The organism is Halomarina ordinaria (genome assembly GCF_030553305.1).
GTDB lineage: Archaea > Halobacteriota > Halobacteria > Halobacteriales > Haloarculaceae > Halomarina > Halomarina ordinaria.
This window is the reverse complement of sequence record NZ_JARRAH010000004.1, coordinates 117,390-137,954: the sequence shown is the minus strand read 5'-3', so window position 1 is coordinate 137,954 and position 20,565 is coordinate 117,390. Positions and strand designations below refer to the sequence as shown.

General features: G+C 57.9%; 20 protein-coding genes and 1 pseudogene. 15 read left to right on the top strand and 6 right to left on the bottom strand.

Features of this window, described 5'->3' with window-relative positions:
* Both P1Y20_RS17850 and P1Y20_RS17845 read left to right on the top strand, forming a co-directional pair.
* Window positions 1-860, top strand: a pseudogene (locus P1Y20_RS17850) (DNA double-strand break repair protein Mre11); the annotation flags it as partial.
* A 142-nt stretch (window positions 861-1,002) separates the two neighbouring features.
* Window positions 1,003-3,669 carry an AAA family ATPase gene (locus P1Y20_RS17845; RefSeq protein ID WP_304450040.1) on the top strand — a complete coding sequence of 889 codons (2,667 nt, stop codon included), beginning with the start codon at window positions 1,003-1,005 and terminating at the stop codon, window positions 3,667-3,669.
* Window positions 3,670-4,045: 376 nt separating this feature from the next.
* Here the strand turns inward: P1Y20_RS17845 and P1Y20_RS17840 are convergent, their stop codons facing one another.
* The 3 genes from P1Y20_RS17840 to P1Y20_RS17830 are packed head-to-tail and all read right to left on the bottom strand — an operon-like array spanning window position 4,046 to window position 6,337.
* The gene (locus tag P1Y20_RS17840; RefSeq protein ID WP_304450039.1) at window positions 4,046-5,605 is read right to left on the bottom strand and encodes a ThiF family adenylyltransferase; all 1,560 of its coding nucleotides are present in this window, start codon (window positions 5,603-5,605) and stop codon (window positions 4,046-4,048) included.
* On the bottom strand, window positions 5,596-6,045 hold the full coding sequence (locus tag P1Y20_RS17835) for a hypothetical protein (RefSeq protein WP_304450038.1): 450 nt from the start codon (window positions 6,043-6,045) through the stop codon (window positions 5,596-5,598). Before P1Y20_RS17835 ends, P1Y20_RS17840 begins: the two co-directional genes overlap by 10 nt.
* 1 nt (window position 6,046) lies before the next feature.
* The gene (locus P1Y20_RS17830; protein ID WP_304450037.1) at window positions 6,047-6,337 is read right to left on the bottom strand and encodes a hypothetical protein; all 291 of its coding nucleotides are present in this window, start codon (window positions 6,335-6,337) and stop codon (window positions 6,047-6,049) included.
* A 233-nt stretch (window positions 6,338-6,570) separates the two neighbouring features.
* Here P1Y20_RS17830 and P1Y20_RS17825 point away from each other — a divergent pair, with 233 nt between their 5' ends.
* Window positions 6,571-6,843, top strand: a complete 273-nt coding sequence (locus tag P1Y20_RS17825; protein WP_121513339.1) for a hypothetical protein — start codon at window positions 6,571-6,573, stop codon at window positions 6,841-6,843.
* 84 nt (window positions 6,844-6,927) lie between these two features.
* Here P1Y20_RS17825 and P1Y20_RS17820 read toward each other — a convergent pair whose 3' ends face one another.
* Both P1Y20_RS17820 and P1Y20_RS17815 read right to left on the bottom strand, forming a co-directional pair.
* Window positions 6,928-7,623, bottom strand: coding sequence for a nucleotidyltransferase family protein (locus P1Y20_RS17820; RefSeq protein WP_304450036.1), 696 nt, complete (start codon window positions 7,621-7,623; stop codon window positions 6,928-6,930).
* Window positions 7,620-8,294: a helix-turn-helix domain-containing protein gene (locus P1Y20_RS17815; RefSeq protein WP_304450035.1), complete on the bottom strand. Its 675-nt coding sequence runs from the start codon at window positions 8,292-8,294 to the stop codon at window positions 7,620-7,622. Before P1Y20_RS17815 ends, P1Y20_RS17820 begins: the two co-directional genes overlap by 4 nt.
* Before the next feature lie 493 nt (window positions 8,295-8,787).
* Between P1Y20_RS17815 and P1Y20_RS17810 the strand changes: the two genes are divergently transcribed.
* The 7 genes from P1Y20_RS17810 (at window position 8,788) to P1Y20_RS17780 (ending at window position 15,640) form a co-directional block, all read left to right on the top strand.
* On the top strand, window positions 8,788-9,660 hold the full coding sequence (locus tag P1Y20_RS17810) for a ParA family protein (RefSeq protein WP_304450034.1): 873 nt from the start codon (window positions 8,788-8,790) through the stop codon (window positions 9,658-9,660).
* Entirely contained in the window at window positions 9,653-10,138 is a 486-nt protein-coding gene (locus tag P1Y20_RS17805; RefSeq protein ID WP_096396441.1) for a DUF7970 domain-containing protein, read from the top strand. Before P1Y20_RS17810 ends, P1Y20_RS17805 begins: the two co-directional genes overlap by 8 nt.
* Window positions 10,139-10,565: 427 nt before the next feature.
* The gene (locus tag P1Y20_RS17800) at window positions 10,566-11,147 is read left to right on the top strand and encodes a DUF7342 family protein (protein WP_368662196.1); all 582 of its coding nucleotides are present in this window, start codon (window positions 10,566-10,568) and stop codon (window positions 11,145-11,147) included.
* A gap of 3 nt (window positions 11,148-11,150) precedes the next feature.
* The gene (locus P1Y20_RS17795) at window positions 11,151-11,609 is read left to right on the top strand and encodes a hypothetical protein (protein WP_368662195.1); all 459 of its coding nucleotides are present in this window, start codon (window positions 11,151-11,153) and stop codon (window positions 11,607-11,609) included.
* Complete coding sequence (locus P1Y20_RS17790; protein WP_304450031.1) at window positions 11,606-12,841, top strand: phage integrase SAM-like domain-containing protein; 1,236 nt, start codon at window positions 11,606-11,608, stop codon at window positions 12,839-12,841. Before P1Y20_RS17795 ends, P1Y20_RS17790 begins: the two co-directional genes overlap by 4 nt.
* Before the next feature lie 97 nt (window positions 12,842-12,938).
* Window positions 12,939-14,474, top strand: coding sequence for a molybdopterin-dependent oxidoreductase (locus P1Y20_RS17785; RefSeq protein WP_304450030.1), 1,536 nt, complete (start codon window positions 12,939-12,941; stop codon window positions 14,472-14,474).
* 53 nt (window positions 14,475-14,527) lie between these two features.
* Complete coding sequence (locus P1Y20_RS17780) at window positions 14,528-15,640, top strand: tellurite resistance/C4-dicarboxylate transporter family protein (RefSeq protein WP_304450029.1); 1,113 nt, start codon at window positions 14,528-14,530, stop codon at window positions 15,638-15,640.
* Between the two features lies 1 nt (window position 15,641).
* Here P1Y20_RS17780 and P1Y20_RS17775 read toward each other — a convergent pair whose 3' ends face one another.
* Window positions 15,642-17,519, bottom strand: coding sequence for a multicopper oxidase family protein (locus tag P1Y20_RS17775; protein WP_233340455.1), 1,878 nt, complete (start codon window positions 17,517-17,519; stop codon window positions 15,642-15,644).
* A gap of 99 nt (window positions 17,520-17,618) precedes the next feature.
* Between P1Y20_RS17775 and P1Y20_RS17770 the strand changes: the two genes are divergently transcribed.
* The 5 genes from P1Y20_RS17770 to P1Y20_RS17750 all read left to right on the top strand — a co-directional run bounded on the left by P1Y20_RS17770 (window position 17,619) and on the right by P1Y20_RS17750 (window position 20,376).
* A complete protein-coding gene (locus P1Y20_RS17770; RefSeq protein ID WP_233340456.1) occupies window positions 17,619-18,158 on the top strand; it encodes a plastocyanin/azurin family copper-binding protein in 540 nt (179 codons plus the stop codon).
* 204 nt (window positions 18,159-18,362) lie between these two features.
* The gene (locus tag P1Y20_RS17765; protein WP_304450028.1) at window positions 18,363-19,334 is read left to right on the top strand and encodes a transcription initiation factor IIB; all 972 of its coding nucleotides are present in this window, start codon (window positions 18,363-18,365) and stop codon (window positions 19,332-19,334) included.
* Window positions 19,335-19,396: 62 nt separating this feature from the next.
* Window positions 19,397-19,624, top strand: coding sequence for a transcriptional regulator (locus P1Y20_RS17760; RefSeq protein ID WP_304450027.1), 228 nt, complete (start codon window positions 19,397-19,399; stop codon window positions 19,622-19,624).
* A 96-nt stretch (window positions 19,625-19,720) separates the two neighbouring features.
* Window positions 19,721-20,098 carry a winged helix-turn-helix domain-containing protein gene (locus P1Y20_RS17755; RefSeq protein ID WP_233340458.1) on the top strand — a complete coding sequence of 126 codons (378 nt, stop codon included), beginning with the start codon at window positions 19,721-19,723 and terminating at the stop codon, window positions 20,096-20,098.
* On the top strand, window positions 20,095-20,376 hold the full coding sequence (locus tag P1Y20_RS17750) for a DUF7521 family protein (RefSeq protein WP_304450026.1): 282 nt from the start codon (window positions 20,095-20,097) through the stop codon (window positions 20,374-20,376). The genes P1Y20_RS17755 and P1Y20_RS17750 overlap by 4 nt, the downstream gene beginning before the upstream one ends.
* Window positions 20,377-20,565 lie beyond the last annotated feature (189 nt).

The window sequence follows — 20,565 nt, the reverse complement described above, 5'->3', positions numbered from 1 at the left end:
CGACCTATCCCGGCTCGACTGAGCGGACGGCGACCGACCAACGGGCCGAACGTGGCTACACTATTGTTCAGTTCGGGGCGGATGCCAGAGCAGGGGATGAGCGTGAAGATCGAGACGACGTGTGCCCCGCAGGGGTGTCCTACGACCGGATTCCGCTCGACACGCGCCCTCACGAATACGTGGATATCGAAGCGACCGAGGATCAGGACGTCGACGCGGCGGTTCGAGCGGAATTACAGGAGCGCAATCTCGAGGGCGCAGTAGTGGCAGTTCGGATCATCGGTGAAGGTGATCCAGTGACGGTCGGGCCACTCGAAGACTTCGCACACGAACTGGGTGCGCTCGTTGCCCGCGTCTCTGACAGACGGCAGCGTGGGAGTGATCGCGTGGCAATCGACGTTTCGTTTGCCGATCCCGAGGACGCGGTCGAGCGGCGACGGCAGACACTCGGCCTCAGTACCGTCGTCGATGAACTAGAGCAACAGGCACGCGCCGAGATCCCTCTCGATTCGAATCTGAAGGAGGAGGTCAAGACCGATATTGAGGCCCGTATCGAAGAGGAGGCAGAATCGTTTGCTCCGGTGGAGCCAGAACTCACTAAAGAGGAACTGCGTGAGCAGGCCGGAACGATTGGTGACACCGCTTCGGAGACTGAATCGACGTCCAGGGCTGAAACTGCCGAAAGTGACGGGGCAGACGGCTCTGATGAGTCAGTATCGGCGGACACCGCATCGGCTGGTGATGACCCGGACCCGGTTTCCTCAAGCGAGACAGCCGATGTGGAAGAGGATTCCAAGACTGAGGGATCGACTGCCGAGGATACGACGGCTGACAAACAGGTGGGACTCGATGATTACTGATTCTCCCTCCCAGAATCAGTGGGGTGTCAGATCGGACATCGTTGGTAGGGCTCGACGCTCACACTCCGATTTCGAACGCCGACCCGGAAGCTACGAATCGCTCGATAACTACGCCAACCAAGTCAACACCCAGAGCTAATCCATGCAATTCACACGCATCCAATTGGACTCGTTCAAATGCTTCGTCGACGAATCGATCGAGCTCCAGGCCGGCGTGACGGCTATGTACGGAGCCAATGGCGCAGGGAAGACCTCGCTCCTAGAAGGTTGCTTCTTTGCCCTCTATGGGGCCGACGCTCTCCCGTCCGGAAAGAACCTCGCCGATGTCATCGAGAAAGGCGAGGACGAAGCGGTCGTCGAACTTTGGTTCGAACATGACGGTAATCAATACCACGTTCGACGTCAAGTCCGTGAGTACGAGACTCAGACTGATCACGACGTCACGTTGACGACACCTGACGGGCCGATCGAGGACCCTGGCCCCGTCGATGACGCAATCGAGGACCTGTTTCGGTTGGACGCCGACGCGTTCCTCAACTGTGCATACGTCCGCCAGGGTGACATCAATAAGCTGATCACCGCAAGCCCGAGCGACCGGCAGGACATGATCGACCAGCTTCTCCAGTTGGGGAAGCTGGATCGTTACGAGAATCGGATGGGGACGACTCGAAACGGTATCGAGAGTGTGAAAGATGCCAAAGAGGGGACGTTGGAAGGGGTAAGGAGTGACATCGACGCGCTTGAGGATCGTGAACTCGAGCAGCAACTGGAACGTGTCGAATCGGAGCTTGATGAGATCGGTGACGAGATCAGCACTCTCAATGATAGAATCGCGCCGCTAGAAGATGAGCAGCGGGAGGCCAATGAAGAGCTTGAATCTCTACAGGAATTAGAGTCTCAGATCAACGACCTCGAGACGGAGCATAGACAAGTACGATCCAACCTCGGCGAAGAGCGAAAGAAGCGAGTTGACTTGGAAAACGAACGAAATCAGTATGTGACCCAGATTGCATCATGCGAGTCAACCGCCGCGGACCATCTTGAGGAAACGTCGGTCGAGAGTCTTGATTTAGATGCTGTCAAGTCGCGGATCGAGGAGATTGATAGGCGCTTGGACCAGATCGAGACAGCTCGTGATGTCGCGGACGAGAGAGTCAGCGAGTTCCGCGACGCTGCAGAGGAAGCCGAGACAACTGCTGGAGAGCTGGAGAGTGACGCTGACGACCTCGAAGGGACCGCGCAAGAGCGTCGTCAAGAGGCGGATGAGAAAGAAAGCGACCTGAGCGACCCCAGGGGGACGTTGGAGAACGTAGAGAGTGAGTTGGGAGACATCGAGAAGCGGTTCGCACAGAGTTCTACCACCCGTGATGCTGTTGAATCCTACAAGGAAGAGAAAATAGCCGAACTGGAGGCTATAAGGGGAGAACTGGAGGGCCTCCGGGGGAAGCTCAGAACCACTCGCGACAGCGTGGGCCATGCACGATTACTACTGATCAGAGGCCGATGCCCTGAGTGCGGACAGGAAGTCGAAGATGCTCCCAATGTCTCGAGTTACGAAGAGGATCGCGATAAGGTCCGTCGCCTCAAGCGAGAGATTCAGGACAAAGAATCCGAGGTTGCGGCGAAAGAGGGGACAGTCGAAGAGGCCCGCAGTCTCGCAGACGCCGCTGGAAGGTACGAATCATTAGAGAGTCGGAAGGAAGACCTCCGTAGGGAGATTCGGGGTCAATCTGAGACGATTGAGGCCCTGCGTGAGGAGGCCAATGAACTCGAAGAGGAGGCCACCACAAAACGAGCACGGGCGGCGTATAATCGCACCGCTATCCCTCACCTGGAGGCTTTGGCCGATCGAGCAGCTAGAGCACGCGCGCATTTGACCGACGAGATGGAATCCCTGGAAACCGAACAGAGGGCGCTTAGCGAGGCACAAGAAGTCCTTTCGGAGGCAGACCAGAAACACCGGGAGCGTGACCGGATCGACGAACGGCTGGAGGAGGATGTCGATCCGCAAATCGACCACTGGAGAAACGAGCGAGATCGAGTGGAATCCGAACTCGAAGGGACCCGAGAGGAGTTAGACCCTGGGCGCATTCAGCGGCTTGAACGGCGGCGAGACGGCGCTGCTCAGTGGCAGTCAGTACTTGAGCAGCGGCGTGCGGATCTCGAATCCCGACAGGGCGAGCTCCGATCTGAGAAAGGTGGGATCAATGAAGCGCTTAATGAGCTCTCTCGAAAGCGTGAGCAACGGGATACCCTCTCGGACCAGATCGACCGTCTGGAAACGGTTATCCAGCAGTGCGAAGCGGCGGAGCAGATGTATCGTGACCTCCGAGAGGACCTCCGGACGCGGAACGTCGACGAACTTGAACGACTCCTCAACGAGTTGTTCGACTTGCTTTACCAGACCGACTCCTATGCCCACTTTGAGCTCTCTGATTCCTACGAACTGACTGTGTACGAGAAGTCGGGAGAGGCACTTGACCCGACAGATCTCTCTGGTGGTGAGCGAGCCCTGTTTAATCTCGCCCTCCGGTGTGCAATTTATCAATTGCTCACAGAAGGATTGAGTGGCAGAGCACCGCTTCCCCCACTTATTCTCGACGAACCCACCGTCTACCTCGACGAGCAGCACATCAACGAACTCTCCGGCTTAATCACTCGAATGCGAGAGCTAGGGGTGGATCAGATCATCCTCGTCTCGCATCAAGAGGAGCTCGTCGACGCTGCTGGTGAGCGAATCGAAATCAGACAGGATAGTACAACGAACCGGTCGCATGTTCGCGTCGAATCTCGCGACTTGCTCGCATAGTGTTATCAAATGAATCGGTCATCCGGCGGTTTCGACCTCGCTCGTCGGTCATGAGGAGTATGTCTCGGCACTCGACTTGGAGCACTTTGACGGAGAGTATATCCACATCTCGACGCAACTTCCAGCTGAGTATCGGCGCAAGTAGGATGGCCTCACCGTTATTGGAGGTGGTGCAGAGGCTGGATACGCCGATACACCCCTTGTCGCCCTCGACTGCCGGGACGACGGGCGCGTGCTTACACGATCACTGAACCGGTCGCAACTTGGGCTCCGAGCGCTGTGATCGTGATCATTGAGGTTGTTTCTGTTCTAAGCACTAACACGAAATCGCCGAGGAAGAGTGCCTTGACGGGCTTATTTATTCCCGGTTCTCAGCTCAATTACCGGCCTCACGAAGCCGTTTATACGTCCAGTCTGTTCCGAGATTGAGGTTAACTGTGTCACCAATGCCGATTATCTCTTGGTGCACACACCCCTCGTTGTGGCTGATGAGCTTCGGGCGCATCTCCCAAGTGAGGGGATTAAACCGCATCTCGGCTGGTATACCGCCACTCAGCCCGAGGACGAGATCCAACAGCCGGAGCTGCATCAGACCAGTGGCAACCAGATTCGTGGGCATCATGCTGATGACCCGGTCGTCATCCTCAAGAACATCATCAACGCCATAATTGTCGGGTCCTCCCTGGTCGTTCCGTTCCATCGCCTGCCGAGCGGATTCGTCGTCATATGTCCCGGCACACCGCTGGCAGGTGTGTTCCGGACCGACGACAATCGTGGAGATAGCAGCCCGCTCACCGAAGGTTTGCTCTCCTGGTTCGACGTTGGTGTCGGTGCCGCCGCCGATGACGGGAATGAGGTGGGCGTGGGAGATCTCGTCCAAGACGCGCGTGGCGTTGTCGGCATCAGTGGCGTCGAAGATGATATCGCAGTCTAACAGGTCGAGGATAGCACCGTAATCAGGGTGGTCTTCGGATACCGACGCCTGTACTTCTCGTACCGTGAATCCGGGGTTAGTCGCGGCAGCTCGGGCAGTCCGGGCTGCGACCTGGACCTTGGGGCGATGAACATCTGCGTCGACAGTTGTCGCCCCCATCGCCCGATTCAGATTTGCGTGATCCACGAGGTCGAAGTCGACTAAAACCTCTTCGGCCACGCCCAATCGGGCTAGCGTTGGTGCGAGGATTGAACCTCCGCCTCCAAGCCCGACGATACCGACGCGGAGTGCGCTGAGACGAGCCTGGCCAGCGGATCCCCAAAAATTCTCAACGTCGATGCTGTCGTGAATCTCCATATCAGCATCGGTCAACGCGGCAGCTGCACCGGTTGCCTCAACGTCTGTGGGAATCTTTTGGAACCTGTCACCGAAGATCCGGACAGCGGACGCACGCCGCGTTCGAGCAGCATATTCGCTGTAACCTCCGTCACCGACCTCCTCTGCAACACTTGGCGTGTCAAACTCGAATGACATAATGGACCACCCCCCGTCCTCCGTGACAATTCCCATAGCGAATGGGCGGTCATCACCAAGTTTGCGGGCGTCTCGGAAGAGAGAGTCGCGCGCAACTTCCGTATCCTTAGCGCTGGGGGTGTTGCCTCCCGGCAAATGAGTGTGTAAGTACAGGAGGCCTGCTTCATCTCGTGCCTGCGCGAGCTCGCGCGCCCGGCGACTGTACTCCCGGCCGAAGTCTAGACCGCCATCGAATTGGATGTCGCCTTGCTCGGGAGGAACGACCTCCTCGATGAGGTATGTTACACGATTCTGCCCAGACGACGGCCGGAGGACGGCAATCAGCCCTCGCTCCGGCATCGACCTGAATCGATCATTCTCGAAAAGAAGCGAGCGGATAGTTTCGCGGGTAGCCTTGGTGAGTGCGACGTGGAACTCGTCAACTGTCGCCGGAGTTGCTGTCTGCTCGTCTTGGATGCTCATTCCCATGGGTACTCAAGACACCTCCGAACGTGCGAAATGACCCGCTTGATGTCCTCCGATTCCGTGACGTCCACTTCGTCGGTGAATCGGCGACTCCAGAACAGCGTCTCGTCGGTGTCTAACATATCCCGGAGATCATCGCCTAGATCACGATTCTCCCGGGTGTTGTCCGGATACTGACCGTCGATAGTAAGGCGCTTGACCGTGACGAACCCATAGTGGTCACCGTCGAGGCCCCGCCGGTCGAACCGATGGTAGATGACTGTCTCGTCCTGGTCGTAGTCTGGCCCCAACCGGTCAAGGTCGAAGGTGCCCAGCCGGACAAAAATGTAGTTACCTCCATCGTCCGCAGCTGGTGCCACCTCTTCATACTCGGACTCTAGGGCGGTAAGGCCCTTTAGGAGGTCGCTCTCCACCGCAGTGACGTCGAAAGCAGAGGCGTTCATCTCAGATGTAACCACCCGGCGGAACATCAATCTCAAAATGACGCCGGTGTGGCTCCGTCAGGTCGACTTCCTCGTCGGCGTCGAACTTCTCGTCGACGGGGCCGTTAGGACCCCGGAGCGCGTCGAGTTTGGCGTCGTCATCAACTTGCTCTTCTGCGACGAGGAAGAGTTCGCTTGCCTTCACGATATTCTCCTCGAACTTGTCGTCAATGCCGTCTACGGTGACTGGGTGGACTGCTTTACTGTGTTCTTTGGCCGGTCCTCCATTCGTCTCGTTGTTATCGGAGCTCATCACAAGTATCTATCACTCCCAGACGTATAAAACACTCGGTTAAAGACATAGTGGTGAGTCTATTTGAACAACGTAGTGTAGATGGGTAGTGGTACCTCCTTCCACTGAAAACCATCGGTGTGAGAAGGCTCCGTTCGAGTTTGTCTGATGGAGGTGGTTCTGAAAGTCACGCCACGTCACGTTTTCTTCACGCGTTCGCGATGGCACAACCTTCCAAGGCCGAAATTCAATCTATGACAAAGGAACCGATTGAGGTACTCGACGACCTGGCCGACCAGGTCGCCGATGAGTTCGAGGCGTATAGACAGCCCGACGAATTCAAGGATGTCTCGCTCGTGATCGAGAACAGCGACAAGGAGCGACCGACGCTGATCGTCCACGTCGATAGGGAGGATGCGGAGTCCCTTGCCGACCGTATTGATGAGTTCCTCCGCGAGCACGGCGCTCGAACTGAACGGGAACGACACTCAGCTACGGATGTCCGTGTGTTAGCGACGGTCGACTGACACCGCCCCTCCAATTTTTTGACTGACTGCAAGCGCCGCTGAAGGGCACTATCTTCACTTCCGATCAAGGGGGTCCCGACCGCTTCAGCTCAGGTGGTCAATCTGTGCAGACAGATACTCTTGGAGAGCGGTGACTGTTTCTTCTGAGACAGCTGAGGCCCCGAAGTCACTCCGAAATCCGTGCTTGAGTTCGTCGCTCTCTAAGATCTCCAGGCCACGCTCAAGTTGCTCCCGTAGGGCATTGTCGTTCCCTCGTCGCAGGTGGGGCGTGACAGCGTCGAGATCGATTTCTTCTGCGACTGCCAGGACATCTCGAAGGTCTGTTTCGCGGCCGCTGTGGAGCTTTGCCGCCACGAGGACGGCCCCATCGATCACTCTGGCTGTCGTCGTCACTGTGCCTCCGCTCACCTCCTGTTGGTGGCTGTGGTCGTACAGGTAGTCGAACGACCACTGTGCCTCCGTCTGGCGACACCCGAGTCCGTTCACCAGGAGATCGAAGCCGATCGGCTGCTGCGGCGTGAGCCGCTTCTCGTACTCGATTACTTCGGTGTCGTAGAACCATCCTTTGGCGTGGCTGTCCGTTTTCTCGAATCCCCGCTGTTCGAGGAACTCGACGAAGTCAGCTTTGGAATCCGGCGCGACGACGATATCGAGGTCCGTGGAGAAGCGAGCATTGAACGCTGAGACAGCGTAGCCGCCAACAAGAACGTACTCGTGGCCCTCTTTGGTGAGCTCTTCGAGCAGTTCGATGAGCGCGTCACTTCGGTTGTTGAAGCTCATGGCTGCGCCCGTTCGGTCCCTCGATACGTGACGCCGAGGTCGAGGTCCTCGTACATCCGGTCGAGCATCGCCAGCGCCGACTGGAACTGGGCGTAGTTCTCGCGCATGTACTCGATCGTCTCTGCTCTCGGTATCACCGGGTACCCCTCGACGTATTCGATGTCGAGTGACGGGCGTGGCTCGAGGACCATCTGTAGCGGTCTGTTAAGCTCGTCTCGGGGCTGTCGTTCGAATGCGGTCGGGAGGTCGAAGGACTCGAAGAACCCCTCCCAGGCGTCGACGTCCTGCTCACGAACAGCGAGGAACAATGGATAGTCGTCGGGCTCGCGACCAACCTGGTAGCCGCCCTGAGTCCACACGTAGACGGCGTCGATCCGCGTGAACGCGAACGGCCAGTCACCGAACTGTGGGATGACGTACGTTTCCTCGATGGAGGGTGGACTGACGCCAGCGCTGGCAGCGACGAGCTCGAGCGCCGCGTCGCGTACGCGCTCGTCGACGACAGTGAGGCCGTCGTCATAGGAAACGTAGCCTGCGTCTTCCAGCCGATTGACGGCTTGTCTCACCGTCTCGTAGGGCGTGTGGAGGTGTTGGGCGACACGGCGGATGGAGTCTCCACTCTCGATGGTGAGGATGACCTGCGCCGCGGTGTCGTCGAGAACCTCGTACATCTGGTGGTTACCAATAATCCGGCAACAGTTAAAAGTCTTACTAGAGGACGGGGTAGAACGGCTCTGTCTGAGTTCTATCACTCAGGACTCTCCCATTGAATGACTGAAGAATGTAGATATCATAGCCAATCTGCATAATGTGGATAATGTAGGTAATGCAAATTGGGCTTCTTCAATTGGTTCGTGTGGGTGGCAAAGATTGCGATGAATACGTATGAAATGCTGATAATCTAAATTATGTAGATTGCGTAGGGTCGACGGTGATTATGCCAATTGAGATTGTGCCAACAATCTACGTAATGTACAAAATGTAGATTGTGTAGATGGCGTACGCAATCTGTCTGACACAGAATTAAGATGGACGAGCTTCATTGACCGCGTATGACCAGTGTAAAACGTACATTATCGACAAAACTCGCGCAACCTTCAACATCTACCCAATGTACATTACCTACAAAATGTACAAAATCCGCTTCTTACGGGGTGCTGAGCTATGAGTGCTGACGAGTTTGAAGGGCTCCCCGGAGCAGCTGTCTCGTTGCTCAAGGGAGGGGTAGGGAAATCCACGATCGCGCTCAACATCGCTGATCGACTCGCTGCTCGTGGCCATGAGACGGTACTATTGGATCTGGATAAGGACGGGCACATGACGACCCAGTTGGGATACGACGATGCGTACGACCGAGATGCGAACCTCGGTGACACCCTTATCGATGGTGAGGACCCCGAAGACCTGCTTATCGAGACGGACTTCGGCGTTCACCTCCTCCCGTCGAGTAACGAGCTCGAGAATGTTGAGACGAGGCTGAAGGACGAACGGTTCGCAGACGTGAAGCTTCGGCGGAACGTTGTCGATCCGCTCATTCAAAACGGATACGACTACGTGATAATTGATGCCGCAGGCGGCCGTGGGAAACTCTCCGACAACGCCCTCATCGCCGTCCAGCGCGTCATAATCCCGCTAATCCCGCGTGCTGGCTCGATCAACGGCCTCAATAAGATGATTGAACGCCAGATCTCCCCAATCCGGCAGAATATCGGGTTGGATATCCTCGCAGTCACTCCGAATATGATTCGCGAAACAATGGGACAACGCAACGAGCATCGGACTCTCGTTGAAAATCTCAACCGGGAGTTCGGTTCATTCGTCCCCGAGTACGCTCGTGTGGACCCGGAGGTCTTCGATGCCCTCGATGATTCGGGACGCACCATCGATAGTATTCCGAAGCCAGGGATTCGCGAACGGACCGCAATTTCCCGCGCCTTCAAGCAAGGAATGCCGGTCTCGGAGTTCGACGAAGATTGCGACCAGATCCCGAATTTCGACCACTTAGCGGACCTCGTGGAGGAACACAGCCATGCCTAATGAGGACGACCGTTTCGGGGACGTCGCTGAACAGCTCAAACAAACGGAGGAAGGAGCCGAATCGGATGACGACGAACGTACTGACACCCAGGATGAACCGCAACCGGATGAAGAGATAACTACTGAGGACACAGAGTCGGAGACTGAGTCCATTCCTGAGCAGGATGAGGAGGATGTGGACGAATCCACCGGTGGACCGGCCTTCTCCTTTGATGAGACCGATATGCACGGCTTCTATGTCCGGGAGGACACGTGGGATGGCGTCACCCGGATGCGATCATCGGTAACTGCTGCGTGCTCTATGTTTGATGTTCCCGAATTTGAGGGAAGAGAGTTTCAAGATGCGTGTCTCCGGGTAATTGCGGACCACGGTGATGAGGTCGCCCTCCAGATCCTCCGGGAGCGTGGTATCGAAGCCGATGAGGAACGTGTTCAGGAAGTTGTGGAGATGCTGAGCGAGCAAGCTACGAACGACTAACATTGGATTTGGGTGATTTCCCTCATCATTCAGATTTCGTGCGCATTGTACATTATGCAGATTGTGTAGCAAGCCATCTGCTTGCAGTCTCGCGATTATTCTCGGAACCGGGTCCGAACGGCGGTCGCGGCTTTGGTATAGCGGCATATGATTTATACCGTTGGCCAAATCCGAATTTCGGGGGGATAGAACCCTTCTATCATAGGAAAAATGGTTATGAGACTTCTGTCACTGGTGGTCCTGATTATGCCCGTAATCACGACCACTTTGAAGTACCCCGACGCCGTCGGTGAAGCACGAATGCTGCAACCGCCTCACGACGGCGCTTCCCCCGGGGTAGAGCCGCAAGGACCGGGCTCCGAGTTTGCTCTGGCTATCCTCTGCTGAGATCGGGCGATGGCGAAGAAGCGGATTCCATATAGAACTAATGACCTCAACCTATATTAAGACAAAGCCCGAACGATGTTGTATGACCGAAGATGAATCGAACTCCGAGGGTCTGAGGGAACGCCAGACCACGGGTGAAGACCGCGTGCGGATGATTGCTCGGCAGCTGTCGGAGCCACAGACGGCCAACTGGATCGCCTCCGAAGCGGGCTGGTCACACGAACCAACTAAGCGCGTCCTCGAGCGACTCGTCGACGACAGCATCCTCCACCGTGACGACAGTGGGACTCACACAACGTATTATCCTGATTACCGCCGCCAAGCGATGCAGGAGGCGATGCGCCTCCGAGATAGCGGACACACTGTCGAGGAGCTTACGGACCGGCTCGCCGATATGAAGACGCAGATTCGCGACTGGGAGGATGAATTCGGCGTTGAATCACCGAATCAGCTTCGTGGGACGCTCGCTGACGAGTCCCTCGACGGTGACGAGGAAGACCGTCGTCGTGAGATTGCCCGCGAGTGGGAGCACCTTCAACGGCGTATCCAGATCGTTGGCTTCGCCATCCGCGAATGGGACTTCCTCGCGCCGACGACAGAGCCTGCCGAGGCTAGCAGCTAACGGATGTCGGTCCCGCATCCAGGTGGTGATCCGAACGCGAACCTTTACGCCCAGCTAAAGCGAGACGTCCTTGACCGCGTGCCACAGATCACGGCCGTTGAGTACGTTCCAGACGATATCGAGGCAAAACAGCTGCGGGCGACTTTCGATCCGGCTCGCCTAGATCCCCCAACGGGCCCTGATTCGCCGGAATTGACCGTCAAGTGGTATCGACAGGAGCCACACGATTGGTTCCGTATCAACTACACCGACCCGAACACGGGCTTTCACGCTGGCTGGCATCAGGACGAAGACCATCCCGATCTGGGACGGACGCATTTCCAGTACTCAGTCGCCGATACAGAGGACCGCTGGGGAATCACATTCGAACACGAGACTCCCTCCCTGATTCTCTGGGAAATTGTCGAAGAGCTCCTCAAGGACGTCCGTCCGACGTACCAGTACGCGAACGAGGAACCATGACACCCCGAGACCGCGCTGATCAGTCACTCGAGGGTTCCCTTGAGCGCTACCTTCAGGACAAGGGGAAAGGCCGCGGTGGCGACGGCGGGAACTATCGACGCAACGCTGCGCGCGAGCTCGAGCGGTTCGCAGAGTGGGCCGCCGGCGACCGCGGCAGCGACGACTGGATTGGAATCGTACCGGACGATGTCGACCGCGAGCCGATCTTCGAGGACCTCGACGAACGCGTCTTCCGGGAGTATGCCCGGCATCTCGCCGGCGATCGGGGACTCAAGCAGAATACTGTACAAACCTATTACCGCTATATCTCTGCGTGGTGTGGCTGGTGTGTCAACGAAGGATATCTCAAGGCGCACTACGCACAGCGGGCGAGTGCGATGGCGCCGCTGCCGGAGGATGATGGCCGCAAGCCCGGCGACCAGCAGGCCTGGACATCCGAGCAGCGCCACGTGCTCACCCGTCACGTCGACGAACGGGCCCGCGACGCCGTCGAGGCGTACACGACACTTCCGGAGGATACTGACCCCCTCGACAAGCAGCGAGCGCGCTACGCGACGCTGAAGGTGGCCCGTGACCGCGCCCTCGTGTTCGTTCTCGCATACACAGCTGTCCGTGTCGGTGAACTGCTCCGGGACCCGAACGATCCACGCCGGCGTGGGGTCCGGTGGGAGGAGATCTCGCTCGAAGATGGTAGTATGGACGTCTACCGAAAGAAACAGCAGTGGGACGCCGCCAGTCTCCCCGACCCAGTAATCTCACCACTTCGGAGCTATCGCCAGCTGATGGACCCACCCACGGAGCGCTGGCCGGTGTTTCCGACGTTCGATCAACGGACGCTCGCGGAGCTCGTCCGGGAAGAGCTCGCCGAACGAGGGGAACGCCCGGAGGCGATTACTGAGTACCGTGACGAATACGCTCGCGACCTGCTGCTGGCGCTCGATCAGGACATTCGGCCGCCGTCGATCACGACGGACGGTGCACGGTCGATTCTCCAGCGGCTCTCAGAGGCTGCAGAGATCGACATCGACCATCCTAAACACGATTATCTTGCCCCGCACGGTGGTCGACGTGGGATGGGTGAAGTTCTTGTTCGAGCGTTCGGGTATACGGTCGCGGCTCGGTATCTCGATAACTCTGAAGAGATGGTCCGAGAGCGGTACTCGCATATCGAAGCTGGGGAATTGGGAGATGTCGCAACTGAGGCACTAAATGAGATTGATAGTCTTACCTGATCGTAATCGACCGACGGCCGAATAAGTTCGGCCGCGTGTGTGGTCAAACCTGATGACCGAAACCAGTCTTATAGGGGAAGGGTGCGATAGGTGAGCTATGGCTGCTGGTCTCGACTATCCGTGGTGGCTCCGAATCACCCACTGGTTCAATTTCTTCTTCATCATCCTGTTGTTCCGTAGCGGGTACGAGATCCTGATGAGCCACCCCAAGCTCTACTGGTCCGACGACGGCGAACCGGGCGACGAGTGGCTTCGCGTCGGCGACGAAGAACGGTCGACAGAGTTCGACAAGGAAGTCATCGACGGCGAGGATCTCTGGGCAGCTGAAGACGAAATCGACCCGCCATCGCCGCTCATCTCACTCCCAGGACGCGATGCCATCGGGATGGGCCGCCACTGGCACTTCTGGGGTGCACTCGGCTGGACTCTCTGCGGGCTGCTGTACGTCGGGGGTCTCTTCGTCTCTGGCGAGTGGACGCGCCTTACCCCGACGTCACTCGACATCCTCCCGCAGGCGTGGAACGCGCTGCTCTCGTACGCACAGCTCCAAGTCCCCCATGCTTCGGGATACAACGCCCTCCAGCAGTTGACGTACTTCAGCGTCATCTTCATTCTGTCCCCGGTGATGATCGTCACCGGACTGCTCCAAGCGCCGGCCTTTCGGGCACATTGGCCGGAGTGGTTCGGCTGGAATCGACAGCTCAACCGGAGCATCCACTTCATCGGCTTCGTGGCGTTCAACGTCTTCCTGTTCGGACACGTCGCCCTGGTCGCGGCCCACGGGTTCTGGTCGGAGATGAAGCTCATCGTCCTCGGGAGTCCGACGGCGTCGACGGACCTGACCATCGCGCTCACGGTACTTGGCGTCGGTATCGTCTTCGGGTTCGCTGCGTTCGCCACGTGGATATCCCTGAAGCGACCGTACTTCACCCAGAATCTCCTCGAAATCGGCGTCGACCCGCTGTTGAAGGGACTGTTCCACCACGTCTCGTTCGTCGACGGCGACGACCGGCCCGAGGAGTCGGACTTCGCCCGAGTCAACGGCAAACCACCACGTAACGACGAGTACCGCGCCCACTTCGAAAACGACTTCGAGGACTGGACGATCACGGTCGATGGCCTCGTCGAGAACGAACTCAACCTGACCAACGAGGAAATCAGGGAAATGGACAAGCAAGAACACGTCACCCGCCACGACTGTATCCAGGGCTGGACGTACTATGCCAAGTGGGGCGGCATCCCGCTATCGGCGATCATGGACCGCTGTGAACCGAACGAGGACGCGGAGTGGCTCGTCTTCTGGACGCTCGACGAGAAGTGGGAGTACTCCGAGGACGGCCCCTTCGAGGAGAAGGGCGTGGACGACGACATCCCGGAGTTCTACTACGAAGCCATCCGGATGGACAAGGCCCAGGAGCCGCGTTCGATCCTCGCCTACGAGATGAACGACGGCGACCTCCCGGTCGCTCACGGCGCCCCCTACCGGCTCCGTATCGAGAGCCAGCTCGGCTACAAGATGGCCAAGTGGGTCACCCGAATCGAGTTCGTCGAGGACTTCGAGGACATCGGCAAGGGCTACGGCGGGTGGCGCGACGACGTTCTCCACTACTATCCCAGCAGCGCCGACATCTGACACGGCGATGCCAGCTCCGCTTTGGCGACGGCAGCGGACGATCTAAGCGGTTCATGACTACCGACCAAGACCCCGACGAACCTGGTGGGTTGTCGGTCAGCAGTGGCGGCCGCGGTGGTAACGTACTCGGACTTCTCGAGTACTGGGATCCGCTCTACTTCGCGCTCGTCATGGCGACCGGAATCGTTTCCATCGGTGCGTCCCTCACCGGGTTCGAGCGGATCGGCCGGTTGCTGTTCGTGGTCAACGCTGTCGCGTACGTCGGTATCGGCGTCCTCACGGTGGCACGAATCGGTCGCGCCCTCGGATCGGCGCTTCACGACCTCGTCTCGCCGGACCGGGCAGTGGGATCGTTCACCGCCGTCGCAGCGACCTGCATCCTCGGGAGTCAGTTCGTCGTCTTCGAGCAGTCGATTCTGGCGGCGACGGCGCTACTTGTGTTCGCAGGCGGCCTCTGGTTCGTTCTCACGTACACCGTGTTCGTGGGATTGACGATCAGGGATGTCGACGATCCCATCGAAGAGACACTCGACGGCGGCTGGTTTCTCGCCGTGGTCGCCACGCAGTCTGTGGCCGTACTTGCGGCGTTGCTCGCCCCGCAGTATCCGTCGGTGCTTGAGAGCGTCGGCCTGGTGGCACTCGTCCTGTACCTGATCGGCGGCGGGTTCTACCTGGTGTTGTTCACGCTGGTGTTCTACCGGATGACGTTTTTCGCGTTCCGGCCGTCGTCCGCGACGCCGCCGTACTGGATCAACATGGGTGCTGTCGCGATCACGACGCTGGCGGGTGCGTTGCTCCTCCAGCTCGGGCCGTCTTGGCCGTTCATTACCGAGATCCGTCCGTTCCTCCTCGGATTTACGTTCTTCTTCTGGGCGACAGCCACATGGTGGATCCCGTTGCTCGTAGCGCTCGGTGTCTGGCGGCACACCGTCGGCGGAATCGCATTGCCGCATCGACCAGAGGGGTACGGCCCGCGATACTGGGGGATGGTCTTCCCGCTGGGGATGTACACGGTGAGTACGTTCCGTCTCGCGAGCGAAGCGGGGATCGGAATACTTCACGTCGTCCCACGAGTGTTTGTGTATATCGCACTTGTTGCGTGGGTGGTCGTAGGCGTTGGGCTCCTCCGCAAAGCGTTGGAGTGGTCGCGGGCAAACCTCTGGTGAGTTACTCAATCAGGGGCGTATCGCTCGTTGAACTCCTCGTTCGGTGGACTGATGCCAGCAACTCATTGGATGAGTCACCATCACTGTTATCGTCCTCAGAATCCGGCAGGACTCTGAAGGGACGCATCATGTCGTGGTCTTCGTGTTCCAGCATGTGGCAGTGCCACATGTACCAGCCGGTCTGGTTGCTAAATAGCCCCTCGAACTCCCCGAAGTAAACGATCACGTGGGTCACCTCACCTGGATTTACATTGATGACGTCGTTCCAGCCCGTTTCTTCCGGTGTAGGAGGTTCGAGCGATTCGACATCAATCATCTCCGCCTCAGGGTCATATTCACTGTACGGCTGTCGCCCAAGCATCTGGAAGTGCACGAGATGCATATGCATCGGGTGTGACATTCCCGTCAGATTCGCGAAGCTCCAGATCTCCGTGTCGTTGAGGGTCGGTTTCTCGGTAACCGGATCGTACAGTTTGTGCGGTGAGGACTCCGCGTCCGAACCCAGGAGGTGTAAGGGTCGTCCGTAATCGTCAGAACTCATGGTCATCGGGAGGTACCGTTCCTTGTCGACCGAGTCAACGGGGATTTCTGGCACTTCCGTCAACGTATCTGGAACCCGGCTTGGGTCGCGGACATCATCGGAGGCAACCTCCACTACCATTATTTCCGGCAGAGGCTGTTGATTCCCGCCATCGATGTCTGGTCCACGGTAGGGCGCCGTGGCGTCGTTGTGTACCAAGAGCGTCTGGCCAGCATAGTCCGAGAAATCAACGACGACGTCGGCACGCTTACCCGTGCCAATCTCCAGGCGGTCCTTAATCGTAACCGGCGAGGCCAGCAGACCACCGTCGTTTCCGATGAGGGTGAATGGTGGTCCATCCGTGCCAGTCGTTTCAGCCGCTTCGTCGTACTCAAACAGCTTAAGGTTGTAGTACCGACAGTTCGAACCGTTGAGTATTCGGAACCGGTACTTCCGGGGGTCGACCGAAAGCCGAGGCCAGGCCTTCCCGTTGACGACTGACGTGTCGCCGAAGAACTGCGGAACGAGGCTCGGGTTGGGTTTCGGCGGGTCGCTGTCCGTATCGGAGCCGGTGGTCGGGTAGAACAACGAACCGTCCTCGTTGAAGCTGCGGTCCTGAAGCACCAGTGGAATCTCGTACTCGCCCGACGGCAGACCGAGTGACTCCTCGTGGTCGTTTCGGAGGAGATAGAGTCCGGCGAGACCGGCGTAGACATTCAGCCGAGTAATTCCGAGCGAGTGGTCGTGATACCAGAGCGTGGCCGGGGGTTGGTCGTTTACGTAGTAGTAGTCTTTCTTCTCGAACTTCGGGCCGGTTTGTTCGAAATCCCGTGTAAACCACGCCGTCGGCTTGCCGTCGCTCGTGTGCTCGACATTCCCGCCGTGGAGGTGAGGTACGACCCGCACTCCAGTAGTGTCGTAGGGAATCTTGCTACTGTGTATCGTCTCATCGACCGGCAGGAGATGTTCGTCCGGCAACTCGTTCTTCCAGCGCACATACACCGGTTCACCCTGCTGAGCCTCTATTGCTGGCCCTGGATACTGGCCGTCGTACCCCCAGACGGTCGTCGGTGGGAGATCAGAGTGAATCTTCTGCTCAACCTCGCGCATTTCCACCTCGTAATAGGGGTTCCCGTCCTTCTTCCCAACTGGTTCAACAACACCGGGACGGGGGACTTCGTCGAGCCACCGTTCAATTTCAGGCGACGAATGCTCGGTTGAGGATGACTGCGACGGGGTTTCAGCACGTCCGGTCGGGGCTGTACAGCCTGCGAGACTCAGCGCGCCAGCACTGCCTGTCGCCGCTAAGAACTCACGCCGCGATAGGCCGGTTCCGGGGATTCCAAGATGGTCACTCATGTATAGACCCTCGTGCGCAGTGACAGTCAGTCGACTGCGGAATCCCGAACGGTGGGAATCCGCCAAAGTGGTCTATCAGTAGCGTTCCAATGGTTGGGCATGGAACGTCGACAGGTCTTGAAAGCAGGTGGAATCGTCGCAACCGCCGGTCTCACAGGGCTCGCCGGCTGCAGCAGTTCAAACCCCGACGCAAGTGGTGAGACGGACACTCCATCGAACGGAGACACAACGACAGTTCAGATGGTCACAGAGGGAAGCGATTATTATTTCGACCCGATCGGGCTCTTCGTCGAATCCGGCGACACTGTCACATTCGAGAACGATAGTGGAAGTCACTCCGCGACGGCTTACGTGGAGGGGAATGGACAGGCCTCAGTCACACGCGTGCCTGACGGTGCGGAAGCCTTCGACAGTGGGATTCTCAGCGAACAGAATGCGACGTTCGAACACACCTTCGAGACAACCGGTACGTACGACTACTATTGCACCCCGCACAAGAGTCTCGGCATGGTCGGCCGCATCGTCGTCGAGGAGTCTGGCGGCCCTGCTGAGGGGAGTATGCCGCCGGATGGAGACGTCCCTGAGAGCCAAACGATCGTCGACCAGGGAGCAGTTTCTTACAGCGACTTTTCCGGGTGACCATGTCACCCCATTCACTGGCCGGTTTTTTCTAAGAGCCAGGCCTGCGGTTCCGAAACCACGACTTTTCGTTTGGTCATAGTAAATCAAATTGGCGGATTCCCATAATCTGGGATTCCGCCACGCACTCTTCGACCGTTGACCCCTGCATTGCTAGAGAGACCCATTCAAGGTAATCGAACGTAGGTGTCAACCCCCTCGCCCATGACTAAAACACAACTCGATCTCGAAGACGACCGCACAGGGGCGCGGCAATCAGTCACCGAGTCCCAGCCGCACTCGTCGTGTCCGGAGTGTGACGGACAGATCGTTCACGACGACGAACACGGAGAAACGACCTGTGAAGAGTGTGGCTTGGTCCTCGACGAAAATTCCATCGACCACGGACCGGAGTGGCGAGCGTTCCACACTGATGAAAAAGACGAGAAAAGCCGTGTCGGGGCACCGACTACGAAGCTCATGCACGACAAAGGACTCAGTGCGACGATCGGCTGGCAGGACAAAGATGCATACGGGCAGTCGATATCCACTCGGAAGCGAGCCCGTCTTCAACGCCTTCGTACCTGGGACGAACGGTTTCGGACGAAAGACGCTCACGAGCGGAATCTCAAGCAAGCACTGGGGGAGATCAGCCGGATGGCGTCTGCCCTCGATATTCCGAATCCGGTTCGAGAAACCGCCGGGGCACTCTATCGGCGGGCAGTCGAGAATGATCTCCTTCCAGGTCGATCAATCGAAGGTATGGCAACGGCTTCGCTGTACGGAGCGGCCCGTCAACACGGAACACCGCGGCCGCTCTCCGAGTTCGCCGAGGTCAGTCGGGTAGAGAAAATCCGTATACAGCGAGCCTATCGGTATGCATCCCGAGAACTCGGATTAGAAATCGAGCCTGTCGATCCACTGGAATATGTCCCCCAGTTCGCTTCGGCATTAGACGTGAGTGATGAGGCGATACGACAGGCGCGAGACTTGCTCACGACAGCAATGGAAGTGGGCGCCCATAGCGGAAAAAGCCCTGCAGGGCTTGCGGCGGCCGCGATTTACGCCGCGACCCACCTGACGAATGAGCAGCTGACACAGGAGACGGTCAGTGACGCCGCTCACGTGAGTATGGTAACGATTCGGAACCGCTACCAGGAGCTGCTCGAGGTCTACGCCGAGGAGGGCTATGCGTGATGAACGGGCCAGCCGAGCCGCGCAGCGAGGAATCAGCGACTGCTGAACGAGCGAGAGAACAGATGAGCGAACTCGATCGGGAAACCGACAAAGAGATCCTCGAAATCCTCGACGCGAACGCGCCATGCCATGTAATGGATATCTCCAGAATTGCAGATCGCCACCCGGTCATGATCGATCAAACGTGTGCTCGACTCCACGAGGACGGACATATCTTTCCGGTGGGTCGAGGGATCTATGACGTCACAGACGAGGGCCAACGACGGGTTGGGGATGGTTCCGAATCGTAATCTCGAGGAATCGATTGCGTTCCGAGGCCGGATTCACGCCCGACAGTTCGAGACGTAATCGGATAGCATATCCCGCGTACCTTCCAAACTCAGACTATGAGGCACGATTCAGCGCCATCCGAGGACTCGCCATCGTTGCAGGCGATTCTCGTTGCGCTGGACGATGCCGACTGTCGGGCCATCCTCCGCAAAACAGCTGAACCAATGACCGCAACCGAACTCATCGACGCGTGTGACATCCCCCAATCGACGTTGTACCGGAAACTCGAACTCCTCAGCCAGGCTTCGCTCGTCCGCGAACAGGACACGATCAACCCCGGCGGCGGCAGAACCACGCAATACGAACGGGACTTCGACGACGTGACGATATCCATGGACGAGGAAGACAACCTCTCGGTGACAGTCGAGCGACCGCCACGGAATGCCGATGAACGGCTTGCGGACATCTGGTCGAAGATGGGGGACGAACTATGATCTGGGTGGAAACTGCCATCATCGTCGTCAAGACGGTGATTCTGCTCCTCGGAAGCGGGATCACGTATATCGCGTTCAGAGCTTATCGAAACACGGGGGCTCCAGCGCTACGCGTTCTCGGCACCGGATTCGGTGTTATCACGTTCGGTGCGTTGCTCGCAGGCATTGCTCATCAGATACTTTCGGTTTCCCTGCAGATGGGTATCTTGATCAATAGTGTCCTTGTGGCAATTGGTCTGGCGATCGTCTTCTACTCCCTCTATCTCGAACGTTCGTGAAACACGAAATGAGGCCCGTTTCGAATTCCTGCTTTCACCCATTGTTCCACCCAATTCGACTGAGCACGATCCTACTGTTCGAGCAAACCGTCACCGAAATCGTCCTAGAATTTGCGAGAAACTGTGCGACAGCTTACGTTGACGCCCCTCGGTTCGTTTTTTAGATGAGCGGCCTGATGGTTCGGGTAC